The organism is Cellulosimicrobium sp. NPDC055967 (assembly GCF_042269845.1).
Classification (GTDB): domain Bacteria; phylum Actinomycetota; class Actinomycetes; order Actinomycetales; family Cellulomonadaceae; genus Cellulosimicrobium.
In genome coordinates this window covers 75,886-99,439 of record NZ_JBHJYJ010000009.1, presented here as the reverse complement: position 1 = coordinate 99,439, position 23,554 = coordinate 75,886, and the positions used below count along the sequence as shown (strand labels likewise).

Below are 23,554 nucleotides of genomic sequence, written 5' to 3'. Positions count from 1 at the left end.
CGTCCGCCTCCACGACACGACCGAGGGCGCCTGCCGGGAGATCCCGGCAGGCGCCCTCGGTCGTGGTGCGCCTAGCTCGCCCGGCGCGCGCGGTGCGCGCGCACGCGCACGACGGCGCCGGTGGTCACCAGCAGGAGCGCGGCGACCAGGACCAGCGCCAGGTCGTCGGTGCCGGTCCGGGCGAGGTAGTCCGACCCGGTGCCGTTGCCGGCGTTGTTCGAGCCCGAGCCCGAGCCCGAGCCGGGACCGGAGCCGCCCGGTCCGTCGCCGCCCGAGGCCGTGAGGTAGACCTCGAACGACGCGACCGTGGAGTCGCCGACGGTGACGCTCGTCGCCGTGCCCGTGTGCGGGCCGACCTCGAAGTCGGCCGGGACGACGAACGTCCAGCTGACCTGGCCGCTCGCGTCGGCGGTCGCCACCGGCAGGATCAGCGGCTCCGAGTTGATGACCGCCTGGACCGACTCGCCCGGCTGGAAGCCGGACGCGACGAACGTCTGCTCCGCGCCGCGCAGCACGCGAGGCGTGGCGAACGACGAGACCAGGGCGCGGTCACCGGCCGCGACGACCGTGAGCGGCGTCTCCGCCTCGTTCCCGGTCTCGTCGGACGCGTGCACGGTGTTGTCGCCCGGCGTCGCGTCCTCGGGGACGGTGATCGGGGTGGTGAAGCTCCCCGTGTCGTCGGTCTCCACGTCGACCGTCGCGACGACGTCGCCGTCCTCGTCGAGCAGGTCGACGGTGACGGTCGTGCTCGGCGGCCAGCCCTCACCCGTCACGGTGACCTCGTCGCCGGGGTTCGCCGTGGTCGGGTCGACCGTGACGGTCGGCTCGGACACCCCGACGCCACCGACGCCGAGCGGGGTCTCCGCCTCGGTCGAGGTGGTGTCGTCGATGCCGACGACGGTGTAGTCGCCGGGGGTGGTGTCCTCAGGGACGGTGATCGGGGTGGTGAAGCTCCCGTCGCCGTCGGTCGGGACGTCGCCCAGGCTGGTGACCACCGCGCCGGAGCCGTCGCGGATCTCGACTGTGACCGTGGCGTCGGGGGTGTAGCCCGTGCCGTCGACGGTGACGTCGTCACCGGGGTTGGCGGTGGTCGGGTCGACGGTGATCGTCGGCTCGATCGCGGCTGCCTCCACCGTCAGGGGCGTCTCGGCCTCGGTCGAGGTCGTGTCGTCGATGCCGACGACGGCGTACTCACCCGGGGTGGCGTCCGCCGGGACGGTGATGGGCGTCGTGAAGCCGCCGTCGCCGTCGGTCGGGACGTCGCTCAGGGTGGCGACGACGGTGCCGGCCGTGTCCCGGACCTCGACGGTCACGGTGGAGTCCGGCGTGTAGCCGGTGCCGGTGACGGTCGTCGGGGTGCCCGCGGGCACGGTCGACGGGTCGACGGTGACCGCAGGCGTGATCGCTGCGACCGTCGAACCACGGACGGTCGCCGAGGCGAGGTGGAGCTCGGCGAGGCCCGTCCCTGTGCCGACCTCGAGGAGCGACAGGGTCAGTGCGCGCTGCGTGAACGTCGCGTCCGCGACGGACGGCTCGGGCTCCTGGACGTTGACGACGAGGCTCACGACCTCCGTGAGGATCTCGAACACCGGCGAGAGCGCGGTGAGCACGGGACCGGTGACCTCCGACGTGATCGTCCCGGCGAGCGTGCTCACCAGTCCGGTCCCGTCGGCGAACAGCACGGTGTTGAGCGGAACGGCCAGCGCACTGACGAGGTCGCCCAGCGGGAGCGTGACCGGCAGGCCGGAGAGCGCGATGGTGATGGTCGCGTCGCCGGGGGCCACGGTGCCGTCGACCACGTCTCCGACGGTCGTGTCGAGGTTGATGTCGAGGTTCAGCAGGTCGGGCGCGAGGGGGATCGGGTTGTCGACGACGGCCTCGACCGACAGCGTCAGGCTCGCGGCGTGCAGGGCCGTGTCGACCGCGCCGACGAGCGCGGTCGTGAGGTCGTCGAGGGCCGCGCCGAGCCCGTCGAGGATCGCGTTGATCGCGGCGTCGTCGAGGACCTCGGTGTTGGGGTCGAACCCGTTCAGCGACCCGGTGCCACCGAGGATCGTGTCGAGGTCGACCGTGACGGTCCCGTCGCCGACGTTGATCACGACGCCTTCGTCGCCGAAGTCCTGGTCGAGCACGGGCGCCAGGGCGCCGTCGAGGTCGACGTCGATCGCGACCGTGGGTTCGAGGTCCCCGCCGAGGACGGTCAGAACCTGGGCGAGCGCTCCGATCCCGTTCAGCGCCTGGGCGAGCAGCCCGTCGGTCCCGACGAGCTGTCCGACGGCGCCGTCCACGAGCGGGACGACCTCGTCGTCGACCGTCGTGGCGATGCCCGAGACGGCGGGGCTGTCGAGCGTGAGGGTCGCACCGGCGATCTGGTAGTCGCCGGTCGGTGCCGTGCCGCCGGTCGCCTCCGCCGTCGCGGACAGCGCGCCGAGCGACAGGTCGAGGTCTGCGACGACCGACTCGAAGCCGGGGCCGAGGAGCTGCGTGAGGTTGAGCTGCGCGTCGGACGGGAACTCCTCGCTGCCGCCGACGGAGATCGCGCCCTGGTCGGAGACGGCGCCGGACGCGGCGCGGGCCGAGCCGTCGTCATTCGCCTCGCCGTACTGGTTGACCGCGCCGAGCTGCAGGATCCCGTTGGGGCCCAACAGCTGGAGGGTGCCCGTCAGGTCGATCCCGAGCGACTGGAAGACCGAGGCGGCCAGGGGGTTCGTGACGACGGGGTGCGCCCCGGAGGGGTTCTCGGCCACGGCCCCGTCGAGGGCAGCGATCGTCGCGAGGTCGAACCCGGCGACGCTGCCGCTGAGGAACTGCCCGCTGGCCTCCGAGTCGTCGGTGGGGGCGGCCGTCGCGGCGATCCCTCCCGCGAAGGTCAGGGCGCCGACGACACCTCCCACCGCGGCGAGCGCCGTCGCTCGCCTCCAGAGGGGAGGTGGTGCCTGGGTGGAGAGGTGTCTCGCCGTTCGGGTCAGCTCGCCTGCCTCGAGGTCGTGATGCGGCAGACGCCACATCACGCCCACAGGGTCGGCGATGGGACGCGGGCGCGCTCGGCGGGTGACGAGAGGAGCGGGGTGAATCCCCGGGCGGTGCGGTCGCCCGGGGATCTGCGTCCGGCTTTGGACGGTCTTGTCCGGACAAACCGGATGGGTGAAAACGCAACGAACTGGACGGACGTCCATCTCAGGGGCCGAGAACCCGGCATCCAGACCGCTGGCACTGGACGCACGCGAGCCCCGGTGCGACGGCTGTTGAGGCCCTCGCGCCGGGGCCCGTGGAGAGTCGGTCAGACGCTCGCGACCGCGAGCGCGACGTTGTGGCCGCCGAACCCGAACGAGTTGTTCACCGCGACGATGTCGCCCGACGGCAACGGAGCCGGGGTGTCGCGCACGAGCGGCACCTGGAGCTCGGGGTCGGGGTTCGCGACGTTGATCGTCGGGGGAGCGAGGCGCTCGGCGACCGCCTTGATCGTGAAGATCGACTCCAGCGCCCCCGCGCCACCGAGGAGGTGGCCCGTCATCGACTTGGTCGCCGACAGCAGCACGTGGTCCGTGTCGGAGCCGAGGAGGGAGCGGATCGACCGGGTCTCGGTGAGGTCGCCCACCTTGGTCGAGGTCGCGTGCGCGTTGACGTGCACGACGTCGCGGCCGGTCACCCCGGCCTCCTCGATCGCGCGGCGCATCGCGGCGACCTGACCGCGCCCGTCCGGGTCGGGAGAGGTGATGTGGTAGGCGTCGGACGACAGGCCGACGCCGGCGAGCCGCGCGTACACGCGGGCGCCGCGCGCGGCGGCGTGCTCGGCGCTCTCGAGGACGACGACGCCCGAGCCCTCGCCGATGACGAAGCCGTCGCGGTCGACGTCGTAGGGGCGCGACGCGCCCTGCGGGTCGTCGTTGCGCAGCGAGAGCGTGCGCGAGGCGGCGAAGGCCGCGATCGGCATGGGGTGGATCGTGGCCTCGGTGCCGCCCGCGACGACGACGTCGGCGCGGCCGGCGCGGATCATGTCGACGCCGTAGCCGATCGCCTCGGCCCCGGACGCGCAGGCCGAGACGAGCGCGTGGGCGCCCGCGCGGGCACCGAGCTCGAGCGACACGTAGGCGGTGGGGGAGTTGGGCATGAGCATCGGCACGGTCATCGGGAGCATGCGGCGGGCGCCGCGCTCGCGCAGCGTGTCCCAGCCGTCCAGCGTGGTCCAGATGCCGCCGATCCCGGACGACACGACCGTGCCGAGCCGGTCGCCGTCGACCTCGGGGCTGCCCGCGTCGGCCCACGCCTCGCGCGCGGCGATGATGGCGTACTGCGTGGAGGGGTCCATGCGCTTGATCTCGGGCCGCGCCAGGACCTCGGCGGGGTCCACCTTGAGGGTCGCGGCGAACGTCACCGGGATCTCGTAGCGCTCCGCCCAGTCGTTGTCGAGGGTGCGGGCGCCGGACTCGCCGGCGAGCGCCGCGGCCCAGGTCGAGGGCACGTCGCCGCCGAGCGGCGTGGTGGCGCCGAGGCCGGTGACGACGACTTCAGTAGCGGCGGACATGGTGCTCCTCGGGTGGGGTTCTGGGGCGGGAGGACGAGCGGGTCGGCGCGGGTGACGCCGACCCGCCCGCAGGCCTGCGGGGCAGGCGGGGCGTGCTCAGGCCTGGGCGCCCGTGATGAAGGACACGGCGTCGCCGACCGTCGTGAGGTTCTTGACCTCGTCGTCCGGGATGCGGACCCCGAACTTGTCCTCGGCGTGCGTGACGATCGTCATCATCGACAGCGAGTCGATGTCGAGGTCGTCGGTGAAGGACTTCTCGAGCGCGACGGCGTCGGTCGGCAGACCCGTCTCCTCGGCGACGATCTCCGCGAGGCCGGCGAGGACTTCCTGCTCGGTGTAAGCCATGGTTTCTCCTTGTCGTGGGGCCGGCGGCGACCGGTCCCGGTGGCGGTGCCCGGGTGGGTGTCCCGGGCGGTACAGCGATAGACGGTGCGTGCGACGGACGGGTCCGCCGACGGCGTGGGTCCTCCCGCGGGGGAGGGCGGCCGTCCGTCCAGGGTGATTCTCCCCTACGGCAGGACGACCACCTGCGCCGCGTAGACGAGCCCGGCGCCGAACCCGATCTGGAGCGCGAGGTCTCCGGAGCGGACCTGGCCCTCGTCGAGCAGACGACGCGTCGCGAGCGGGATCGAGGCGGCCGACGTGTTGCCGGTCTCCGCGATGTCGCGGGCGACCGCGACGGTGTCGGGGAGCTGGAGCTGCTTGATCATCTGGTCGATGATGCGCATGTTCGCCTGGTGCGGCACGAAGGCGCCGATGTCGCCGGGGGCGACCCCGGCCTCCGCCATGGCCTTGGCCGCGACGGGCGCCATCTGGAACGCGGCCCACTTGAACACGCTCTGCCCGTCCTGGCGCAGCGTGGGCCACCCGAGCGAGGGGTCCTCGCGCAGGTCCGACCAGGCGTGGGTCTGGCGGATCGCCTGGGCCTTGCCACCGTCGGACCCCCACACCGTGGGGCCGATGCCCGGGGTGTCCGACGGGCCGACGATCGCGGCGCCCGCGCCGTCGCCCAGGAGGAACGAGATCGAGCGGTCCGTCGGGTCGATGAAGTCGCTCATCTTCTCGGCGCCCACGACGAGCACGTGCGTCGCGGTGCCGGCGCGCACGAGCGCGTCGGCCTGCGCGATGGCGTACGCGTACCCGGCGCACGCGGCGGAGACGTCGAACGCGGCGGCGGGCGTGGCGCCCAGGCGCTCGGCGAGCACGGCGGCGGCCGCGGGCGTCTGGTGGAAGTACGTGACCGTCGAGACGATGACGGCGTCGATGTCGGCGCCCTGCAGGCCCGCGCGGGCGAGCGCGTCGCGCGCCGCCGCCTCGGACAGGTCGAGCACGTCGACGTCGGCCCCGGCGCGACGGCGCGTCACGATCCCCGTGCGCTGGCGGATCCACTCGTCGGACGAGTCGATCGGCCCGGCGATGTCGTCGTTCGTGACGACGTTCTCGCCGCGGACGCCCCCGATCGCGAGGATCCGCGAGAACGCCGGCCCGGTGGCCTGGCGCAGCGTCACGCCGCTCACGCGTCGTCGCCCGGGGCGGGGGCGCCACCCACGACGGAGTGGCGGGCGATCAGGTCGCGGGCCGCCTCGACGTCGTCGGGCGACTTCACGGCCACCGACTCGACGCCCTTGAGCGTGCGGCGTGCGAGGCCCGTGAGGACGCCGCCCGGCGCGAGCTCGAGGATCGCGGTCACGCCCAGCTCGGCGAGCGTCTCCTGGCACAGGTCCCAGCGCACGGGGGCGGCGATCTGCGCGGTGAGGCGCCGGACGACGTCGCGCGCCTTGCCGGACGTGCTGCCCTCGATGTCGATGGTCGCGTACGACTCACCGTCGGCGTTCGAGAGGAACGGCAGGCGCGGGTCGGTGACGTCCCACGACGCGGCGACCGGCTCGAACTCCTCGAGCGCGGGCTGCATGAACGGCGTGTGGAACGCCCCGGCGACCTGGAGCGGGATGACGCGCGCCTTGGCGGGCGGGTTCTCCGCGAGCGCGGCGAGGTGGTCGAGCGCCCCGGCGGCGACGACCTGGCCGCCGCCGTTGACGTTCGCCGGCCACAGGTGCGCGGCCTCGATCGCGGCGAGGACCTCCTCGGCGTCGCCCCCGACGACCGCGCTCATGCCCGTGGGCGTCGCGGCGGCGGCCGCGGCCATGGCGCGCGCACGGTGCGCGACGAGCCCGACCGCGCCGACGTCGGTCAGCGCACCCGCGACCGCGGCGGCGGCGAGCTCGCCGACCGAGTGGCCCGCGGTGACGTCGACGACGTCCGCGGTGTCCCGGCCGTCGAGGATCACCCGCAGGGCGACGAGCGACGACGCGACGATGAGCGGCTGGGCGACCGCGGTGTCACGGATCGTGTCGGCGTCGGACTCCGTCCCGTGCGCGCGCAGGTCGAGGCTCGCGGCCTCGCCGAACGTGGCGACCTGGTCGGCGACGCCGGGCAGCTCGAGCCAGGGGGCGAGCATTCCGGGGGACTGGGAGCCCTGTCCAGGGCACAAGACGGCGAGCACCCGTCAACTGTGCCAACCCGCGGCTCTCGCGCCACGTCACGACCCGCACCAACCTTGCGGAGGGTGATTGTGCCGAACCTACAAGGCGGTCCGGACAGCCGCGTCCTGCGGGCGACCCGGCGCCCGGCCGGGCTCAGCGCGTGGTGGAGAGCTGCCCGAGCGCGAGCGCGACCTGCAGCACGAACGACTCGCGCGCGTCGAGCGGGTCCCACCCGGTGATCTCGGAGACCTTGCGCAGGCGGTAGCGCACCGTGTTGGGGTGCACGTACAGCGAGCGGGCGGCCGCCTCGAGCGACCGACCCGTGCCCAGGTAGGCCGACAACGTCTCCAGCACCGACCCCGTCGCCTCCGCGAGCGGCCGGTACGCCTGCGCGACGAGCGTGCGGCGCGCCGTCGTGTCGCCCGTGAGCACCCGCTCCGGGAGCAGGTCGTCGGCGAGGACCGGTCGCGGCGCCTGGGGCCACGCCGGCGCGGCGCGCAGGCCCGCGAGCGCGGCCTGGGCCGAGCGCGCCGCCTCCTCCAGGCCGGGGACCGTCGGGCCGATGACGACCGGGCCGGGGCCGAACCGCGGCAGGAGCGACGCGGCCGCGGCCTGCAGGTCGCCCTCCCCGCCGAGCACGAGGACGAGGCGGTCGCCGTGGATGCCCACGAGCGCGTCGCCCGCCGCGCGGCGCGTCGCGCGGCGCAGCTCGGCCGTGCGCACCTCGTCGAGCGTCGAGGCGATCGTCCCCGCCATGACCAGGGTCGGGCCGTGGCCGCCCCAGCCGAGCGCCGAGACCCGCGAGCGCAGCGAGTCGTCCCCGTCGCCGCGGATCAGCGCGTCGACGACGAGGGCCTCGAGGCGCGCGTCCCACGCGCCCCGCACCTCGGCGGCGCGCGCGTAGACCTCGGCCGCGGAGAACGCGACCTCGCGCGAGTAGCGCAGGACCGCCTCGCGCAGGTCGCGCTCGCCCCCGGGGGCGGCGAGCTGGTCGGAGTACGCCTCCACGACCTCGACGACGATGCGGACCAGCTGGAGCGTGTTCTGCAGCGAGATCGAGCGTGTCAGCTCCGGCGGCGCCGCCGCGAAGATGTCGCTCACGCCGTGCGGCGGGGCCAGCGGGTCCGCGTACCAGGTGACGAACGCGGTGATGCCGGACTGCGCCACGAGCCCGACGTACGAGCGGTCCTCGGCGGGCAGCTCGCGGTACCACGGGATCTCGTCGTCCAGGCGGCGCAGGGCCGCGGACATGAGCAGGCCGCTCCCGTCGCGCAGGCGCTGGAGGTTGTCCGCGTTGCCCGTCGGGCCGCTCGGGGCGGACGCGCTCGCGGGCGTCCTGGGGGTGGCCGTCACGCGCCGAGCATACGGTCCGGGCTTGTGGACAGTCCACAAAGGGCCGCGCCCGCACCGAGGCCCGCACCGAGCCCGACGGCGTCCGACCCGGGCCGCTGGGTGAGCGTCCGGACGACCCGCTAGGGTCGGGACATGGCCCTCATGCCCCGACTCCGACAGCTCATGCGTCGGCCGACGTCCGCGTCGACCGTCGGCACGCGCCGCCCACGGTCCGGGGAGAAGCGCGGGGACACGGTCCACGAGGACGCCCTGCGGGCCATGCTCGTCGACGACCCCAACGACGAGCGCGCGTTCCGGGCGCTCGCCGAGCTGGTCCGGCGCCGCGCCGCCGAGGGGCCGGCCACGGACGACCCGCTCGCCGCCCCCGCGGACGAGACGGAGAAGCAGCGCGCCGCCGACCTCGCGGTCTGGGCGCTCGCGGAGGAGCTCGCCGGGCACCCCAAGGGGTGGTACCCGCTCGTCGAGCTCGGGCGGCTGTCCCTCGACGACGACCAGGAGGCCGCGCTGCGCCGGTTCGCGACCGCCGCCGAGCGCGACCCGTCCGGCCGCGCGCTCGCGCAGTCGATGGAGGTGCTGCGCACCGCGGGTCTGCCCGTCGAGGCGCTGGGCCTGGGCGTCGGGCACTGGCGCGCGCGCGAGCACGAGCCCGAGGTCGGGCGCCAGCTCGTCCTCGCCGCGATCGAGGCCGACCGTCCCCTCGAGGCACGGCACCACCTGGAGTCGCTGGTCGAGTACGGCGACCCTCAGGGCGTGGCGTCCCTGCGCGCGGACCTCGAGCGCACCGTCGCGCAGGCCGAGCAGCACCGCGCCGGGACCTGACCACCCGCCCGGGCGGGACGAGGCGGGACCGCCGCCCGCCGTCGGGCCACCCGCCTGCCCGTACGACGACGGCCGGCCACCCCGCGGGGTGACCGGCCGTCGTCGTGCTACCGGGCGGGGAGCGTCAGGACTCGCCGCCCGCGTTGCCGGACGTGCCGGCGGTGACGTCCATCAGGCGGTACTTCTCGATCGCCTGGGCGGACGCGTCCGCAGGGATCTTGCCCTGCTTGGCGAGCGCCTGCAGCGTGCGCACGACGACGGACGGGCCGTCGATCTTGAAGTGCCGGCGGGCCGCCGCGCGGGTGTCCGAGAACCCGAAGCCGTCGGCCCCGAGCACCTCGTAGTCGCCCGGGACCCACTTGCGGATCTGGTCGGGCACGAGGTGGTCGTAGTCGCTCGTCGCGACGAACGGGCCCTCGGCGCCGGACAGCTTGGCCGTGACGTACGCGACGCGCGGCTCGGCGCCCGGGTCGAGGAACGCGGCCTGGTCGGCAGCGAGGCCGTCGCGGCGCAGCTCGTTCCAGCTCGTCACGCTCCACACGTCGGCCGCCACGCCCCAGTCGTCGTGGAGGAGCTGCTGCGCCTCCAGCGCCCACGGCACGCCCACGCCCGAGGCGAGGAGTTGGGCACGCGGCCCGTCGCCCTCGCCGACGGAGATGCGGTGGATGCCCTTGAGGATGCCCTCGACGTCCACGTCCTCCGGCTCGGCCGGCTGGACCATCGGCTCGTTGTACACCGTCAGGTAGTACATGACGTTCTGGTCGCGCCCGTCCGCGCCGACCCCGTGCTCGCCGGGGCCGTACATGCGCTCGATGCCGTCGCGCACGATGTGGCGGATCTCGTACCCGTAGGCCGGGTCGTACTGGACCATGGCCGTGTTCGTGCCCGCGAGGATCGGCGAGTGGCCGTCGGCGTGCTGCAGGCCCTCGCCCGTGAGCGTCGTGCGGCCCGCGGTCGCGCCGATGATGAACCCGCGCGTGAGCTGGTCGCCCGCCGCCCAGAACTGGTCGCCGGTGCGCTGGAAGCCGAACATCGAGTAGAAGATGTAGAACGGCACCATGACCTCGCCCTGCGTGGCGTAGGACGTGCCGACCGACTGGAACGCGGCCGCGGAACCGGCCTCGTTGATGCCGGTGTGCATGATCTGCCCGGCCTCGGACTCCTTGTAGCTGAGCATGAGCTCGCGGTCCACGGCGAGGTAGTGCTGGCCCTGGGTGTTGAAGATCTTCGCCGACGGGAAGATCGAGTCCAGGCCGAACGTGCGAGCCTCGTCCGGGATGATCGGCACGATGCGCTTGCCGAACTCCTTGTCCTTGATGAGGTCCTTGAGGAGCCGGACGAAGGCCATCGTGGAGGCGATCTCCTGCTGGCCCGAGCCCCGCTTGAGGACCTCGTACGCCTTGTCGCCCGGCAGCGTGACCGGCTTGGGCGACGAGCGGCGCTCCGGGACGAACCCGCCGAGCTGCTGACGACGGCCCAGGAGGTACTGGATCTCCGGCGCGTCCGGGCCCGGGTGGTAGTACGGGGGCTCGTACGGGTTCGCGTCCAGCTCGGCGTCCGTGATCGGGATGCGCAGCGAGTCGCGCAGCGACTTGAGGTCGGCCAGGCCGACCTTCTTCATCTGGTGCGTCGAGTTGCGGCCGGCGAACGTCGGGCCGAGCGCGTAGCCCTTGACCGTGTGCGCGAGGATGACCGTCGGCTGGCCCGTGTGGGCGCGAGCCGCCGCGTACGCCGCGTAGATCTTGCGGTAGTCGTGGCCGCCGCGCTTGAGGTTCCAGATGTCGTCGTCGGTCATGTTCTGGACGAGCTGCTTGGTCCGCGGGTCGCGGCCGAAGAAGTGCTCGCGGATGAACGCGCCGGACTCCGCACGGTACGTCTGGTAGTCGCCGTCGGGCGTGGCGTTCATGAGGTTCACCAGGGCGCGGTCCTTGTCCGCGTTGAGCAGGACGTCCCACTCGCGGCCCCAGATGACCTTGATGACGTTCCAGCCCGCGCCGCGGAACTGCGCCTCGAGCTCCTGGATGATCTTGCCGTTGCCGCGCACCGGGCCGTCGAGGCGCTGCAGGTTGCAGTTCACGACGAACGTCAGGTTGTCGAGCTGCTGCTGCGCCGCGAGCTGGAGCATGCCGCGCGACTCGGGCTCGTCCATCTCGCCGTCGCCGAGGAACGCCCACACGTCCTGCTGGTCCGTGTCGCGGATCCCGCGGTTGTGCAGGTACTTGTCCGTCCACGCCTGGTAGATCGCGCTCGCCGGGCCGAGGCCCATGGAGACGGTGGGGTACTCCCAGAAGTCCGGCATGAGGCGGGGGTGCGGGTACGACGGCAGGCCGCCGCCCGCGTGCGACTTCTCCTGGCGGAACCCGTCGAGCTGGTCCGCCGAGAGGCGGCCCTCGAGGAACGCGCGCGCGTACACGCCGGGGGAGGCGTGGCCCTGGAAGTAGACCTGGTCGCCGCCGCCGGGGTGGTCCTTGCCGCGGAAGAAGTGGTTGAGGCCCACCTCGTACAGCGTCGCCACCGACGCGTAGGAGGAGATGTGGCCGCCGACGCCGATGCCGGGCCGCTGCGCGCGCGTCACCATGACGGCCGCATTCCAGCGGATCCACGAGCGGTAGCGGCGCTCGAGCGCCTCGTCGCCGGGGAAGTAGGGCTCCTCGTGCACACCGATCGTGTTCACGTACGGAGTGGTGAAGGAGGTCGGGACGGCGACGTTGCGCTCCCGGGCCCTCTTGAGCAGGTTCAGCAGGACGTAGCGGGCGCGAGGGCCCCCGCGGTCGTCGATCAGGCCGTCGAGGGCCTCGACCCACTCGCCGGTCTCGGCGGGGTCGAAGTCCGGAACCTGGCTGAGCAGACCGTTGATCAGCGGTCCGGTCTCGTCGTACGAAGCCACCAGCAACCTCATATCTCGTCGGATGCCGGGCGCACGGCCGCGCGGTACACGGCCGACACCCGTCTCGGGGCCACTCCGGGCGCGCGGCCGCGGCCGCTGGTGGCGACCGCGCCTCTTCACGAGACCAGGGTGGTCTACCCATTGTGTTCACAACGCGCGCGTAAGTCACACCATCGGGTGGTCAAGAGGGCGTGATTTCGGCGACACGGCCCGGAGGGGAGGTGTCCCGGCGTCGTGCGGGCGCGGTGCCCGACGACGGCCCGACGACGGTCCGGGCACCACGTGCCGGACCGGGTGTCCGTGGGAGGCACCTTGCCAAGCAACGGATCCTCCGGTGGGCTACCTTTGCCAGACACGGCAGGTCGTCGTGCGCGCGGGCGTCCGCCCGCGCGTCGGACGGCCCGCCGCACGGACGCACAGGACGAGGAAAGGAACGACACGACAGTGACCGACACCGCAGGACCCCTCGGGGCGGACCGCCTGGGGTTCGCGCCCGGCAACGTGGTGCAGGAGTTCGGCTGGTCGGAGGACGTCGACGACGACCTGCGCGGTGAGCTCGAGCAGCTCGTCGGCGGCGAGCTCGTCGACGAGGACTACGACGACGTCACCGACGGCGTGATCGTCTGGTTCCGCGAGGACGACGGCGACCTCACCGACCTGCTCGTGGACGTCCAGACCGTGCTCGACGACGGCGGCCTCATCTGGGTGCTCACGCCCAAGCCGGGCCGGTCCGGGCACGTGGGCCACAACGACATCCAGGAGGCCGCGACCACGGCCGGGCTGCACGCGACGAGCACGTTCGCCATCGCGCCCGACTGGTCCGCGACGAAGCTCGGGACCCGTGGCCGCGGTCGCTGACGGGGGCGCGACGGCCCTGCGGGCCGTGCCGCCCGCGCCGGGAGACCCGGCGCCCGACTTCACGCTGCCCGACACGCACGGCACGCCCGTCCACCTCGCCGACCTGCGCGGCGGGCCGGTGCTCCTCGTGTTCTACCCGTTCGCGTTCTCCGGCATCTGCACGGGCGAGCTCTGCGAGCTGCGGGACAACCTCGAGGACTTCGAGGCCGCCGGCGTGACCCTGCTGGGCATCTCCTGCGACTCGGTGTTCACGCAGAAGGCGTGGGCGGCCCAGGAGGGCTTCGAGTTCGACCTCCTCTCCGACTTCTGGCCCCACGGCGACGTCGCCCGGGCCTACGGCGTGCTCGATGAGGAGAACGGCCTCGCCCTGCGCGGCTCGTTCCTGCTCGACGCCGACGGGATCGTGCGCTGGTCCGTCGTCAACCCGCGCGGGCAGCGCCGCGACCTCGACGGCTACCGACGGGCGCTCGAACAGCTCTGACGCGGGCGCACCGCGTCGACGAGCACGGCGGAGTGGCCCACGGCGGTCCTCGCGCGGGCCGTCACGACACGGCGTGGCCGGTGGCGGGGTGCGCACCCGGTAGGCTGTGCTCCGCTGTTCCGGGGCCTGTAGCTCAGCTGGTTAGAGCGCCACGCTTACACCGTGGATGTCGGGGGTTCGAGTCCCTCCGGGCCCACCACCAGGCGTCTTGCGTTACCTATCTGGACGTTCGCTAACCGGCTTCATCGACCTCACGACCGAGAAGGACCTTCGCGGGCTCTACAGCGCTGGCATAGCTTGCGACATCCATCGCACACCTGATGGAGCGATCGCTGACCGTTTGGTCTGTCCTGGTCGGATCCGCACCGAAACCGAGTTCGCGCAGATCGCGGAGACGGCGCCGATCCTGGCGTCGTCTCGAAGCACGATCCCCTGTTCGGGTCGAACCAGCACGCCGACCGCAGGTCCTCTGAATCGACCATCCGGCCCAGGGAAGGCCGTCAAGGGCGTCGGGGAACCCTCGGCTGGATCCACTGGACAGCCCTGAATGCCTCTTCGACTGCCTCGGGGAAGTCGCGCACACTGAGCTCGCGAACGGTGCCTGGCTTGCCCACCAGGTATCAAGGGCCAAGTTCGAGATCAAGGGACCAGCGCCTCCATCAGACCTAGGGCCTGTCCTGCGAATGTTCTTTGCATGTGTCCGGTAATGTCCGGGTTGTGGGTGTAGGGCGTGGTGAGCTGACTGACACGGCGTGGGCGCGGATCGAGCCGCTGCTGCCGGTCGCGACCGGGCGTGGTGGGCGGTGGCGTGATCACCGGCAGGTGATCAACGCGATCTTGTGGCGGCTGCGCACCGGGGCGCCGTGGCGGGACGTGCCGGCCAAGTACGGCCCATGGAAGACGGCGCACGAGCGGTTGCGGTTGTGGACCGCGGACGGTACCTGGGACAAGATCTTGGACCACGTGCAGGTCAAGGACGACGCGGTCGGGAAGGTCGAGTGGGTGTTCTCGGTCGACTCCACGCACGTGCGGGCCCACCACCACGCGGCGGGAGCCCGCAAAAAGGGGGCTGTCAGACAGGGTGGGTCAACGACCTCGCCCTCGAGGGCGAGGCACTCGGCCGCTCGCGCGGCGGACTGACGTCCAAGATCCACCTCGCCACGGACGGGCGCGGCCTACCTATGAGCGTGATCCTCACGCCCGGCCAGGCCGGTGACAACCCGCAGCTGGTGCCATTGCTCGACCAGGTCGCCGTGAAGCGCGACGGGCCGGGGCGCCCGCGCAAGCGTCCGGACCGGGTGCTCGCCGACAGGGCGTACTCCAGCCCATCGACCCGACGAGCGATGCGCGCCCGGGCCATCGCGTTCACCAGTCCCGAGAAGGCCGACCACGCCGGCCACCGGCTACGTCGGGGCAGCCGAGGCGGGCGCCCGCCCGCGTTCGACACCGAGATCTACAAAGGCCGCAACGTCGTCGAGCGCTGCTTCAACCGACTCAAGCAGTTCCGCGCGCTGGCCACCCGCTACACCAAACGCGCCGCCTACTACCGCTCCGAACTCACCATCGCCGCGATCATCCTCTGGCTCCGCGATTCACCGGACACGGCCTAGGTCGGCTCGCACCGCGATCCGCCGCCCGTTTGGGCTGATCTGTGTACTGTGACACCTGCAGATCAGCCGAATGTCAAGGGGACCCGTTGGACTACACGAGTGCGACCTCGAAGGCTGCTGCGGTTGCCCGGATCTACGTGCTCGCGGGCACCCCGCCCGAGCCGCTCGGCCGAGGAAGCAAGGAGAAGAAGGCGTCGCTGGTGACCCTTGGTGCCTTGCTGGGCCTGGAGCTTCAGGACCTCCGTTCGAAGCACCGTTGTGCCAGGGCGATCGCGGACGCGCTTGATGTGGTCTGGGACGACGAGTGCCAGTCCGCCGGCGACACGATCACCCTCAAAGGCATGAACCTCCTCGTGGATGCTGCGGCCCGCGCGCGGCTCGCAAGGGCCACCCCGTCCGAGGCGAGCGACCTCGTCGAGCGACTGCTCGACCCTCGTTTTCCTTCCCGCCCGAGTACGCAAGAAGAGGATGTGCCGATGTCCGAGACCACTCCGGTCGATGAGGTCGAGCAGAATGTTGCCGACTACCTTGCCCGCCTGAGCGAGCCCGGTCCCGTGCCGGAGGACTTTGGTGAACCGCCGCTGCCCTTCTCGGCCAAGGACGTCCGCTTCGACGACGGTTCGTGGCGACAGCGGCTTCTTGACGTGCGGTACTGGCTGAACCTGAGCGCCTCGATCGATGACTCGGACTCTGAAGCCTTCGACCGCAGCCTCTCGGCCGGATTAGGTCTCGAAGGATACGCATCAGGGCTTGACCTCCTGCGCGCTCTCGAGCAGCGGCTCGGGCGGACGTTGGCCCTGCGCGACGAGTTCCGGGCGAGGATGGAGGAGGCGGTCGAGGGCACCGCGACGTTGACGAGCGCCTCGCTCGCCTGGGTCGACTCGTGGGAGGACGAAGAAGACGACGACTTGGCAGAGCAGGGCGGTCCGATTGACGCGGAGGCAAGCACTTGGCCGATTGCCAGCTTCGTGGGATACGCGTCCGACGATGAGCTGAACCTCAGTCCTTCGTATCAACGCGCGGATGTCTGGCCGACGGGTTACGCACAGAAACTCATCGAATCGATCGTCCGAGGGATCCCCCTCCCCTCGGTCATCATCCTCGAGCGAGACTCCGAGAGGGGGACGGAGTACGAGGTGGTCGACGGCAAGCAGCGACTTACCTCGATCCTGCGGTTCATCGGTGCCCATCCGCGGGCCTTGAGAGTTGTCGAAGAGAAGAGCGTCATCTGGGGTGTATCGAATCTTGCGGAGATCTTCCGCACGGACTACAAAAAATTCCGTAGCCTCTGGAAGCAGCACGAGACGGAGCAGTTGACCGCCGAAGTCGCAAGGGCGAACCAATTCCCGTTCCCGCTTCGTTCCAGCACAACGGTCGACAGCAGGAAGCCGCTCACCGGTGACCTGGAACCGCTGCAGGGTAAGTACTACTACGAAGTGCGCGACACCCAGATCTCCGTCCAGGGCAAGCCGCGCAAGGTCAGTTACATCTTCGAGAAGGCCGACGCGTCCTACAAGATCCCCGTGATCGTCTACAAGCAGGTCACGACGGCTCAGGTGCACGAGGTGTTTGCTCTGTACAACAAGCAGGGCAAGCGCCTGAACGCCGAAGAGATCCGAAACGCGCTGTACCACCGGCTTGATCTCATGCGCGCGCTGCTCGTCACCGCAGGCGACTCGTCAGCCGTCGACGAGGTTGCGGACTTCCTCCTCGACGACTGGGACGACTTGACATCGACTGGTGCGAATCTTACCGAGTACGCGTTCGGCTCGGTCGGCTATAAGCGCACGAAGGTCCTCTCCTGGGTTGCGGCGGCGTTGCTCCTCGAAGACAAGGACGGCGACAGCGTGACGCGATCGACCGCCGCGCACATCGACGCCCTGTTGCAGCGGGTCGCCGGCGACAGGCACGACCCGCTGCGCGACACGGAAAAGATCCGGCAGGCGATGCTGCTGATGGATCATGCGCTGGACGCCCACGCGACACCGGACGACGTCTGGTCGAAGACGTTCCGCAGCGGGACTGCGAAGGGCGCGGGAAAGTGGCAGGAACTGCGTCTCGTCGCGAGCCTGATCGGCCTGTCCGCGGCAGGTGCCGTGCTCGGAGACGATCTGGTCGACGCCTTTGAGGACGCCGCGCCGTCGATCCGGAATGCGTCCGAACGATGGCAGAAGCCAAGCCAGAGCCAGTCAAAGGAGCAGTGGCGGTGGATTGGGTTCGTCGTCGGCGAGATCCTGCGCCTCCTCGAGGTCGACTCTGAGGAGGCTCACGACGCGTTGAAGGCACAGTTCGGCTACTCCGGCCTGAGGGCTCTCGTTGCGAACGCTGAGACTCCGAGCGGCTACGTCGTCCGATGAACGAGCCAGTCCCGCCTCGGCACGGCGTCGACCATGTCGTGGCCAAGGCCCACCTAGCCGCCACCTGGTGGTCCGCCTATGCGGAACGCCTGGCGGCATCAGGGATCGGGGAGACGAGTCGAGACGTCATCGAGGACGACGCCCGGTTTATCGTCGAGCGCGGGATCTTCGGGGACGGCGAGCCAGGCTCCAAGGGTTGGATGTCGTCCCGTGAGCGGCGTGGCCTGGTGATGGGTGCCGTCCAGTCCGGTAAAACCGCCTCAATGATGGCTGTCGCGGCACTAGCATTGGACCGCGGCGTTGATGGGCTCGTCATCCTTGGCGGTACCCGCACGACGCTCTGGGTGCAGACTCTGGAGAGAGTCCTGGAGCAGCTCGATACCTTGCCGGACTCGCACAAGCGGCGCCTACGACTCCCGCGAGGCCGAGCGTCGGAACTCGAGGGATCCGACCTGGACCTCGTGTACTCGATCTCGCACGGCGCGGCCGAACAAGCCATCAAGAAGAACCGCCCGCTCCTGGTCGTCGCGATGAAGAACACCGCGCACCTCGAGCGGCTCGGGCGGGCCCTGCACGACGCCGTCTACCCAGCCTCCGCGAAACGGGACCGTCCGTTCCACCTTCTCGTGATTGACGACGAGGCGGACGACTCGTCGGTGGTGGATGTCTCAGCCGATGCCAGCGACACGCTCGACGTCCGGTACAAGCAGGTCCCTCGCCGCATCCTGGACCTCTGGGAAGCCCGGAACCGACCTGGTCAGACGGCCTTCCCGCACGTATACGCAACCTACCTCGCGTACACGGCCACTCCTCAGGCCAACTTCCTGCAGGATGCCAGGAACCCGCTCGCACCCACCGAGTTCGTCGCCAGCCTGCGCACTCCAGGTGCCGTGGGCGACCCCGCGGTCCGTTCCTCCTCATACCGCATCCCCGACGGCATCAGGGGGTGGTACACGGGAGGCGAGGTTTACTACCACACCCTCGCTGACGTGCCGATCTGCGTCCCGACCGACGAGGTGGACCCCGACGACCTCGTCGCCGACGGCGTCCGCGCCTATCTGGTTGCATCGGCGCTAAGGGCCCTTCGGAACCCGTCACGCCTCGGCCCGGTTCAGGCTGAGAGCCGGACGTTCGCGAGCCGCGCTGAGGTACGTGATCACGTCCTGCCTCCGATGTCGATGTTGGTTAACCCGGCCGCGACGAAGGATTCTCATTTCGACCTCGCCAAGAAGATTCTCGACTGGTCGCACGGAACCGACACCGACCATCACTCGTACGCAGAGACGGGATCTCGCGGTCGGCCGCTCGGGACCGTCGGCATTGCAACGGACATGGAAGAGCATGTCGAGCGCTGGACAGCCTGGCTTGAGACCTATCGTGAGGGGGCAGCGAAGACTGCGACGGTGCTTGCCTTGGAAGCTGTGCCCACGGTTGTCGACGACTGGGACCTGGTCCGTCGGACGATCCTCGACGAGGTTGTGCCCGGTACCGGCGTCGCTGTTATCAACAGCGACGAAAACGCAGATGATCGCCCCGAGTTCTCCCCTCATGAGCGTGTCGACGGGTCGTGGGGGGCACCGGCAAACTGCTCGACGATCTTCGTCTCGGGGAACGTGATGTCTCGCGGCCTCACACTCGAGGGTCTCACCACGACCCTGTTTACCCGGAGCGCGTCAACGCCGCTAGCCGACACACAGATGCAGATGCAGCGTTGGTTCGGTTACCGGGGTGGGTACGTCGACCTGTGCCGCGTGCTGATGCCGCAGGATCAGATCGATCTGTTCACGAGATACCACGAGAACGACGAGGCACTGCGCCGCGACGTCTTGCACGCGATGGAGTCCGAGACGGTTCCCGACCTGACGATTCTGCAGGGCAGGTCTTTCCGCGCGACAGGGAAGATCACGAACGTCCAGGCGCAACCGCTCTTCCCGGGGCCGAAGCCATTCGTCCGGCACATGAACCCACCGGGGCTCGACGACGAGAACCTGCGCTTCGTGAGTCAGCTCTTCTCCCACGCCGTCACGCCAGTCCCCGACAGTACGGCGAGCCAAGGTCTTCTGCTCGACGAGCCTGTCGCCCTGCTCGACGCTGCGGACCTCCTAGATCGACTTGCTTACACGGACCACGGTCCCGGTCCGGTCAGCCGCGAGGCGTCTAGGTGGTCCTCGGTCGCGCACCACGCCAAGCTTCCCGCGGACGACCTGGCCTCCCCGCTGTACCGGGCCCCTCGCGTGGAGGCTTCGGTCGACCTCGGGAGCACCTCACCGTACGAGATCGCCGCCTACCTACGGCTGTGGCACGCTGCGATCCCTCGCCTCGTGCCGGGTCTCATGACGACGGACGACCGGCCCGTACCGTGGGACCTTGTCGAGAAGGAGACGCTTGAACGGCGCCGGCCGCGGTTGTGGGTCGGCCTTCGTTTCGGCTCCGGCGATCCCGTTACCGCCGGTCCGCTTGCGAGTCTCCCGTGGACGGTCCGTCCGATGCAGCGTTCGGTCGTCGATGGGACCTCAGGCCTCAAGGCTTCCTGGGGATCACGCAACTATGTCGGCGATCAGGTGCGTGGCGACGAACTGTTCGAGAGCACCGTCCTGCCTGACTCCCTCCACGCGGACCTCACCCTCGATGGCGCGCGTGCGCCGGGGTCCGACGGACTGCTTCTGTTCCACGTCATCGGCCGGGAAGACGGTAGCCAAAGCATCGTCGTCGGCGTCTCCCTGCCGCTTGGCGGTCCCGACCACATCAAGGCCACACTCGGTGAGGCAGGCGCATGACGGGAACCAACCAGTCCTTCGAGTGGCTTCGTGCGGCGATCGAGCAGCAACCTTCGTCGACGGAGAAGAGCGGACGCACAGTCATCTGGGCGAATGGACGCAAGTCTCTAGGTCTGTCCCGCGACCAGAGTGGCTCAATCGAGCTCTTCGTCGTAGGGCCGGAGCTGCACGCAGGCAGGACGGAGGTCAGTGGGTGCCTGACTCATCAGATCTGGACGACCTCTGATGGTACGGATCTTGAGGCAAGCCGCCTCGTGCTACCAGGTGATGCAAACCTGCCCGGCGTGGCTGCCTTCGTTTGTGCTGAGCTGCTCGCCAACGGTCTCGAGGCGGAACCGCAAAGGGCCTTCACCGCGACCGAACCTGTGATCATGTTGCTCCTGCGAGAAACGGCGGGGAGAAATCAGGTCCTCACCGGGCTCGTCGGCGAACTGCTCGCACTAGAGGCGCTGACACGGCACTCGCCGACCCCCGACCATGTGGCCGATTCCTGGTTCGGCTACGGACCCTCGGCACGCGATCTCCAGCTGGGGACTGTGGGCGTCGAGGTGAAGACCGGGACGGGATCGTCGTCGACGCACATGGTCCAGGGGTTCCACCAGATCGAAGTCGGGCATCCCGTGAGCGGTGAGCCCGAGACCAAGCTGTATGTCTTGAGCGTCGGGATCCGATGGCTCGAAGGCGGTAGTTCCGTCGGCCGTACGATCCCATCGTTGGTGGACTTGATCCGCGCACGACTCTCTGCTGGCGCGGCCAGCCGCTTCCTTGCACGGTTGCTCCAATACGGCGGCGACGCCGGCACCGGCTACGACCACGTGCGGGACCGTGAGAATCCACGCTTCACACGACCGTGGTTCGCAACTTTCGAGCGGCTCTACGACATGACAGACGAGCGGATCCGCGTCTTGCGCAGCGACGACCTTCAAGGCATCACGCACATTGACCCCGCCTCGGTGACGTTCCAGATCAGGCTGCCCGAGCAGGTCGATGGAGTCCTCAACCCAGTCTCCGGCCTCGAGCAGATCGCCCGGAAGCTCACGTCCTGAGAGAGGTTCCGGCCGCGTCGACCATCGCCTTGATTCGCGCTGCAGCCTCGACGGCGGGTTCGTGCTCCCAGATCCGCAGCACCGCCCAGCCCAGGCTGCGCAAGGTTGCGTCGGTGTCATCATCCCTCGCTCGGTTCGCAGCGAGCTTGCCTTGCCACCACGCGGAGTTCGAACGCGGCATCGTGCCGTGCTCCGGGCAGCCGTGCCAGAAGCATCCGTCGACGAAGACCGCCACTTTGGCACGCGTGAACGCGATGTCGATCGTCCGTCGGCGCTGCCCGGGGACTGGGTACGTCACCCGGTAGCGCAGACCGCGCGCATGGAGTTCTCTGCGCAGTGCGAGCTCTGGCTCTGTGTCCTTCCGCCGTGCGATCGACATGCGGAGGCTGACCTGAGTCGACGACGCTCCCGGGTGCGCTGGGACGTGCTGCGGCTGCATTAGCTCGCGCGCGTAAGCGGGCGACTCTGTCGGCGGGCCGTTCGCGCCGTCTGCTCGGGGGTTGCGTGTTGCGGAACCTCCTCGACGGTCTCGGCTGTCTCCGAAGCCGTGTTCTCCGCCGAGGCGTGGGTCCACAGGGCAGCGAGCGCCCGGCAGGATCGGAGCAGCCCTTCCAGGCTGCCGACGTCAGCAGCGTCACAGCCGTTGTCGTCCGCACCGAAGTGGTGCAGCATGAACTGCGTGAGCGCGAACTGGACCGTGCCGACGTGCACCGCGTTGCCGAACTGCTTGTAGGACTGCTTCTGGGGCTGCTTCAACTCGACCATCGCCTCATAGACGTTGTCCGGGAAGAGCTGGAGCCTGCCCGCCTCGTACGGAGTGAGACGACGCTTCTCGCTGCCGAGAATCGGTACCTGGTTGATCGCGACGAGTGCCGGCGTGTAGGTCGCCTTCTTCACTCGGACTCCTGAGGGTCGGAGCTGGATCAAACATTGCGCCAGAGACTCTGCGTCTGACGCCTGCCACTCAAGCTTGCGCCACGCCAGGTTCTTCAGGCTCAAGATCTCCGAGAGCAGGTCACCGCTCGCTGTGCCTGTGAGCTGGGGAGAGTACGCCTCGATGAATGCTCGCGACTTGTCGAGAAACTCATCTTTCCAGTCACGGGACTTTCGCCCGCGACCGCGGTGAGAGGTTGCGTCAGCGCGCTGGAGCGCGAGCCAGAGCCGGTCCTCGACCTGGAACCAGATCGGGTGACCCGGAAGCCATGAGCCACGCTGGTTCTTCTCGCGCTGAGCGACCACGGTACGGAGAAGCCGTTCATAGACGTCATACCACGCGTCATCCTCATCGAGCTCGTACTCGGCGAGGTTTCCAAGGTACTCCTCAGCCTGCGCCGCACGCGCCGCGCGTGCACTATCACCGCTCGCGGCGACGTCATGCAGCCAGTCGGTCGTGATCGCGGCAGGGGCACCGTCTCGCAGTTCGGTCCCGCCGATCTCCCAACGATCGGGTGACCAACCTGTGGACTTCGTGGGTCCGTCGAAGGGGGTCAGATCTCGTGACCCACCATCGCGGCCACCAAGAACCTCCTCGCTGACGGCCAGGATGTAGACCCGCTCCCGGCCCTGGGGGCCACCACCCTCCCCCGGTGCTATCAGGTGTGGCGAGAAGACGGTGGGTTCATCGTTCACCACGTACTTCAACGCTCTCAGGGAGTCGACGATCGTCTTGAACGTCGTCTCGCGGTGCTCGGGGCCGATCAGATTTTTTACGTTCTCGAGGAAGACGACCTTGGGTCGGCGTGCCGCGACGATGACTAGGATGTTGTAGAACAACGTGCCCCGCATCGTGTCCAAGACGCCGAGTTGCTTCCCTGACTTGCTGAAGGCCTGGCAGGGAAATCCCGCGGCGAGGACGTCGAACTTCTCTGGGATGTTCTTGACCACGATCTCGCCAGCCCTGGCGCGGCGCAGGAGCTCCTCGACGGTGTGCGCCGTATCGACCGGGACGTCATCGTTGATGTCGTCGGTGACGTGTACGTCCTCGTCCCTGAGCCAGGCCTTGCTGTAGACGGCCTGAGCGAAGGAGTCCTTCTCGGCGACGTAGACGCATCGCCCTCCCAGCCCGGCCAGCGCTGCGTGAAAGCCGCCGATGCCAGCGAAGAGGTCGATGAACGTGAACTGGTCGGACACGGGACTCCTGGGTGCGGACGTGCGAGTCTGCGTTGGTCGTCGCAGCTGGTTCGTAGCTCGAGCGAGGCTACCAGCTGACCGCCCATTCGAACAAGCGTGCGAAGCGGCTAGCGATGGCCGCACGGCCGACCGGGTGCACGATACCAGCGCGCCGCGTCTGCGCGCTGTGTTGGAAAGGCGGGGCAGCAGTAGCAGTTCGGCTGACGCCGGGTCGTCGGTCCGTCCCAA

15 protein-coding genes, 1 tRNA gene and 1 pseudogene are annotated in these 23,554 nt (G+C 70.0%); 8 read left to right on the top strand and 9 right to left on the bottom strand.

From position 1 onward, the window contains the following. Positions 1–71: 71 nt before the first annotated feature. The 6 genes from ACFC2L_RS13230 to ACFC2L_RS13205 all read right to left on the bottom strand — a co-directional run bounded on the left by ACFC2L_RS13230 (position 72) and on the right by ACFC2L_RS13205 (position 8,361). Complete coding sequence (locus ACFC2L_RS13230; protein WP_375824766.1) at positions 72–2,894, bottom strand: choice-of-anchor G family protein; 2,823 nt, start codon at positions 2,892–2,894, stop codon at positions 72–74. 386 nt (positions 2,895–3,280) lie between these two features. Beyond that, positions 3,281–4,525 (bottom strand): beta-ketoacyl-[acyl-carrier-protein] synthase family protein, encoded by a 1,245-nt coding sequence (locus tag ACFC2L_RS13225; protein WP_375824765.1) that lies wholly within the window; start codon positions 4,523–4,525, stop codon positions 3,281–3,283. Between the two features lie 96 nt (positions 4,526–4,621). Continuing rightward, positions 4,622–4,870: an acyl carrier protein gene (locus tag ACFC2L_RS13220; protein ID WP_021482065.1), complete on the bottom strand. Its 249-nt coding sequence runs from the start codon at positions 4,868–4,870 to the stop codon at positions 4,622–4,624. Positions 4,871–5,034: 164 nt separating this feature from the next. Continuing rightward, entirely contained in the window at positions 5,035–6,042 is a 1,008-nt protein-coding gene (locus ACFC2L_RS13215) for a beta-ketoacyl-ACP synthase III (protein WP_375824764.1), read from the bottom strand. Further along, entirely contained in the window at positions 6,039–7,028 is a 990-nt protein-coding gene (locus tag ACFC2L_RS13210) for an ACP S-malonyltransferase (RefSeq protein ID WP_375824763.1), read from the bottom strand. Before ACFC2L_RS13210 ends, ACFC2L_RS13215 begins: the two co-directional genes overlap by 4 nt. 133 nt (positions 7,029–7,161) lie before the next feature. Beyond that, positions 7,162–8,361, bottom strand: coding sequence for a PucR family transcriptional regulator (locus ACFC2L_RS13205; RefSeq protein ID WP_374059044.1), 1,200 nt, complete (start codon positions 8,359–8,361; stop codon positions 7,162–7,164). A gap of 132 nt (positions 8,362–8,493) precedes the next feature. Here ACFC2L_RS13205 and ACFC2L_RS13200 point away from each other — a divergent pair, with 132 nt between their 5' ends. Next, positions 8,494–9,180 carry a hypothetical protein gene (locus ACFC2L_RS13200; RefSeq protein ID WP_375824762.1) on the top strand — a complete coding sequence of 229 codons (687 nt, stop codon included), beginning with the start codon at positions 8,494–8,496 and terminating at the stop codon, positions 9,178–9,180. A 124-nt stretch (positions 9,181–9,304) separates the two neighbouring features. On the opposite strand, the gene aceE is transcribed toward ACFC2L_RS13200, so the two are convergent. Next, on the bottom strand, positions 9,305–12,067 hold the full coding sequence (aceE, locus tag ACFC2L_RS13195) for a pyruvate dehydrogenase (acetyl-transferring), homodimeric type (protein ID WP_375824761.1): 2,763 nt from the start codon (positions 12,065–12,067) through the stop codon (positions 9,305–9,307). Between the two features lie 444 nt (positions 12,068–12,511). Between aceE and ACFC2L_RS13190 the strand changes: the two genes are divergently transcribed. From ACFC2L_RS13190 to ACFC2L_RS13160, 7 genes and pseudogenes are all read left to right on the top strand, one after another. Further along, the gene (locus tag ACFC2L_RS13190) at positions 12,512–12,925 is read left to right on the top strand and encodes a DUF3052 domain-containing protein (RefSeq protein WP_237843083.1); all 414 of its coding nucleotides are present in this window, start codon (positions 12,512–12,514) and stop codon (positions 12,923–12,925) included. Continuing rightward, positions 12,909–13,406 (top strand): peroxiredoxin, encoded by a 498-nt coding sequence (locus tag ACFC2L_RS13185; RefSeq protein ID WP_375824760.1) that lies wholly within the window; start codon positions 12,909–12,911, stop codon positions 13,404–13,406. The genes ACFC2L_RS13190 and ACFC2L_RS13185 overlap by 17 nt, the downstream gene beginning before the upstream one ends. 122 nt (positions 13,407–13,528) lie before the next feature. Further along, positions 13,529–13,605, top strand: a tRNA-Val gene (locus tag ACFC2L_RS13180). Positions 13,606–14,123: 518 nt separating this feature from the next. Next, positions 14,124–15,016, top strand: a pseudogene (locus ACFC2L_RS13175) (IS5 family transposase). 86 nt (positions 15,017–15,102) lie between these two features. Continuing rightward, the gene (locus ACFC2L_RS13170; RefSeq protein ID WP_375824759.1) at positions 15,103–17,373 is read left to right on the top strand and encodes a DUF262 domain-containing protein; all 2,271 of its coding nucleotides are present in this window, start codon (positions 15,103–15,105) and stop codon (positions 17,371–17,373) included. Further along, complete coding sequence (locus ACFC2L_RS13165) at positions 17,370–20,150, top strand: Z1 domain-containing protein (protein ID WP_375824758.1); 2,781 nt, start codon at positions 17,370–17,372, stop codon at positions 20,148–20,150. Before ACFC2L_RS13170 ends, ACFC2L_RS13165 begins: the two co-directional genes overlap by 4 nt. Continuing rightward, positions 20,147–21,196 carry a PD-(D/E)XK motif protein gene (locus ACFC2L_RS13160; protein ID WP_375824757.1) on the top strand — a complete coding sequence of 350 codons (1,050 nt, stop codon included), beginning with the start codon at positions 20,147–20,149 and terminating at the stop codon, positions 21,194–21,196. Before ACFC2L_RS13165 ends, ACFC2L_RS13160 begins: the two co-directional genes overlap by 4 nt. Here the strand turns inward: ACFC2L_RS13160 and ACFC2L_RS13155 are convergent. Then, a complete protein-coding gene (locus ACFC2L_RS13155) occupies positions 21,186–21,635 on the bottom strand; it encodes a very short patch repair endonuclease (protein ID WP_375824756.1) in 450 nt (149 codons plus the stop codon). The genes ACFC2L_RS13160 and ACFC2L_RS13155 overlap by 11 nt on opposite strands. After that, positions 21,635–23,326, bottom strand: coding sequence for a DNA (cytosine-5-)-methyltransferase (gene dcm, locus ACFC2L_RS13150; RefSeq protein ID WP_375824755.1), 1,692 nt, complete (start codon positions 23,324–23,326; stop codon positions 21,635–21,637). The genes ACFC2L_RS13155 and dcm overlap by 1 nt, the downstream gene beginning before the upstream one ends. Positions 23,327–23,554 lie beyond the last annotated feature (228 nt).

Coding starts and splice junctions, on each gene's coding strand:
- ACFC2L_RS13200 (WP_375824762.1), top strand. CDS start 8,494: ATGGCCCTCATGCCCCGACTCCGACAGCTCATGCGTCGGCCGACGTCC.
- ACFC2L_RS13160 (WP_375824757.1), top strand. CDS start 20,147: ATGACGGGAACCAACCAGTCCTTCGAGTGGCTTCGTGCGGCGATCGAG.
- ACFC2L_RS13155 (WP_375824756.1), bottom strand. CDS start 21,635: ATGCAGCCGCAGCACGTCCCAGCGCACCCGGGAGCGTCGTCGACTCAG.
- ACFC2L_RS13225 (WP_375824765.1), bottom strand. CDS start 4,525: ATGTCCGCCGCTACTGAAGTCGTCGTCACCGGCCTCGGCGCCACCACG.
- ACFC2L_RS13165 (WP_375824758.1), top strand. CDS start 17,370: ATGAACGAGCCAGTCCCGCCTCGGCACGGCGTCGACCATGTCGTGGCC.
- ACFC2L_RS13220 (WP_021482065.1), bottom strand. CDS start 4,870: ATGGCTTACACCGAGCAGGAAGTCCTCGCCGGCCTCGCGGAGATCGTC.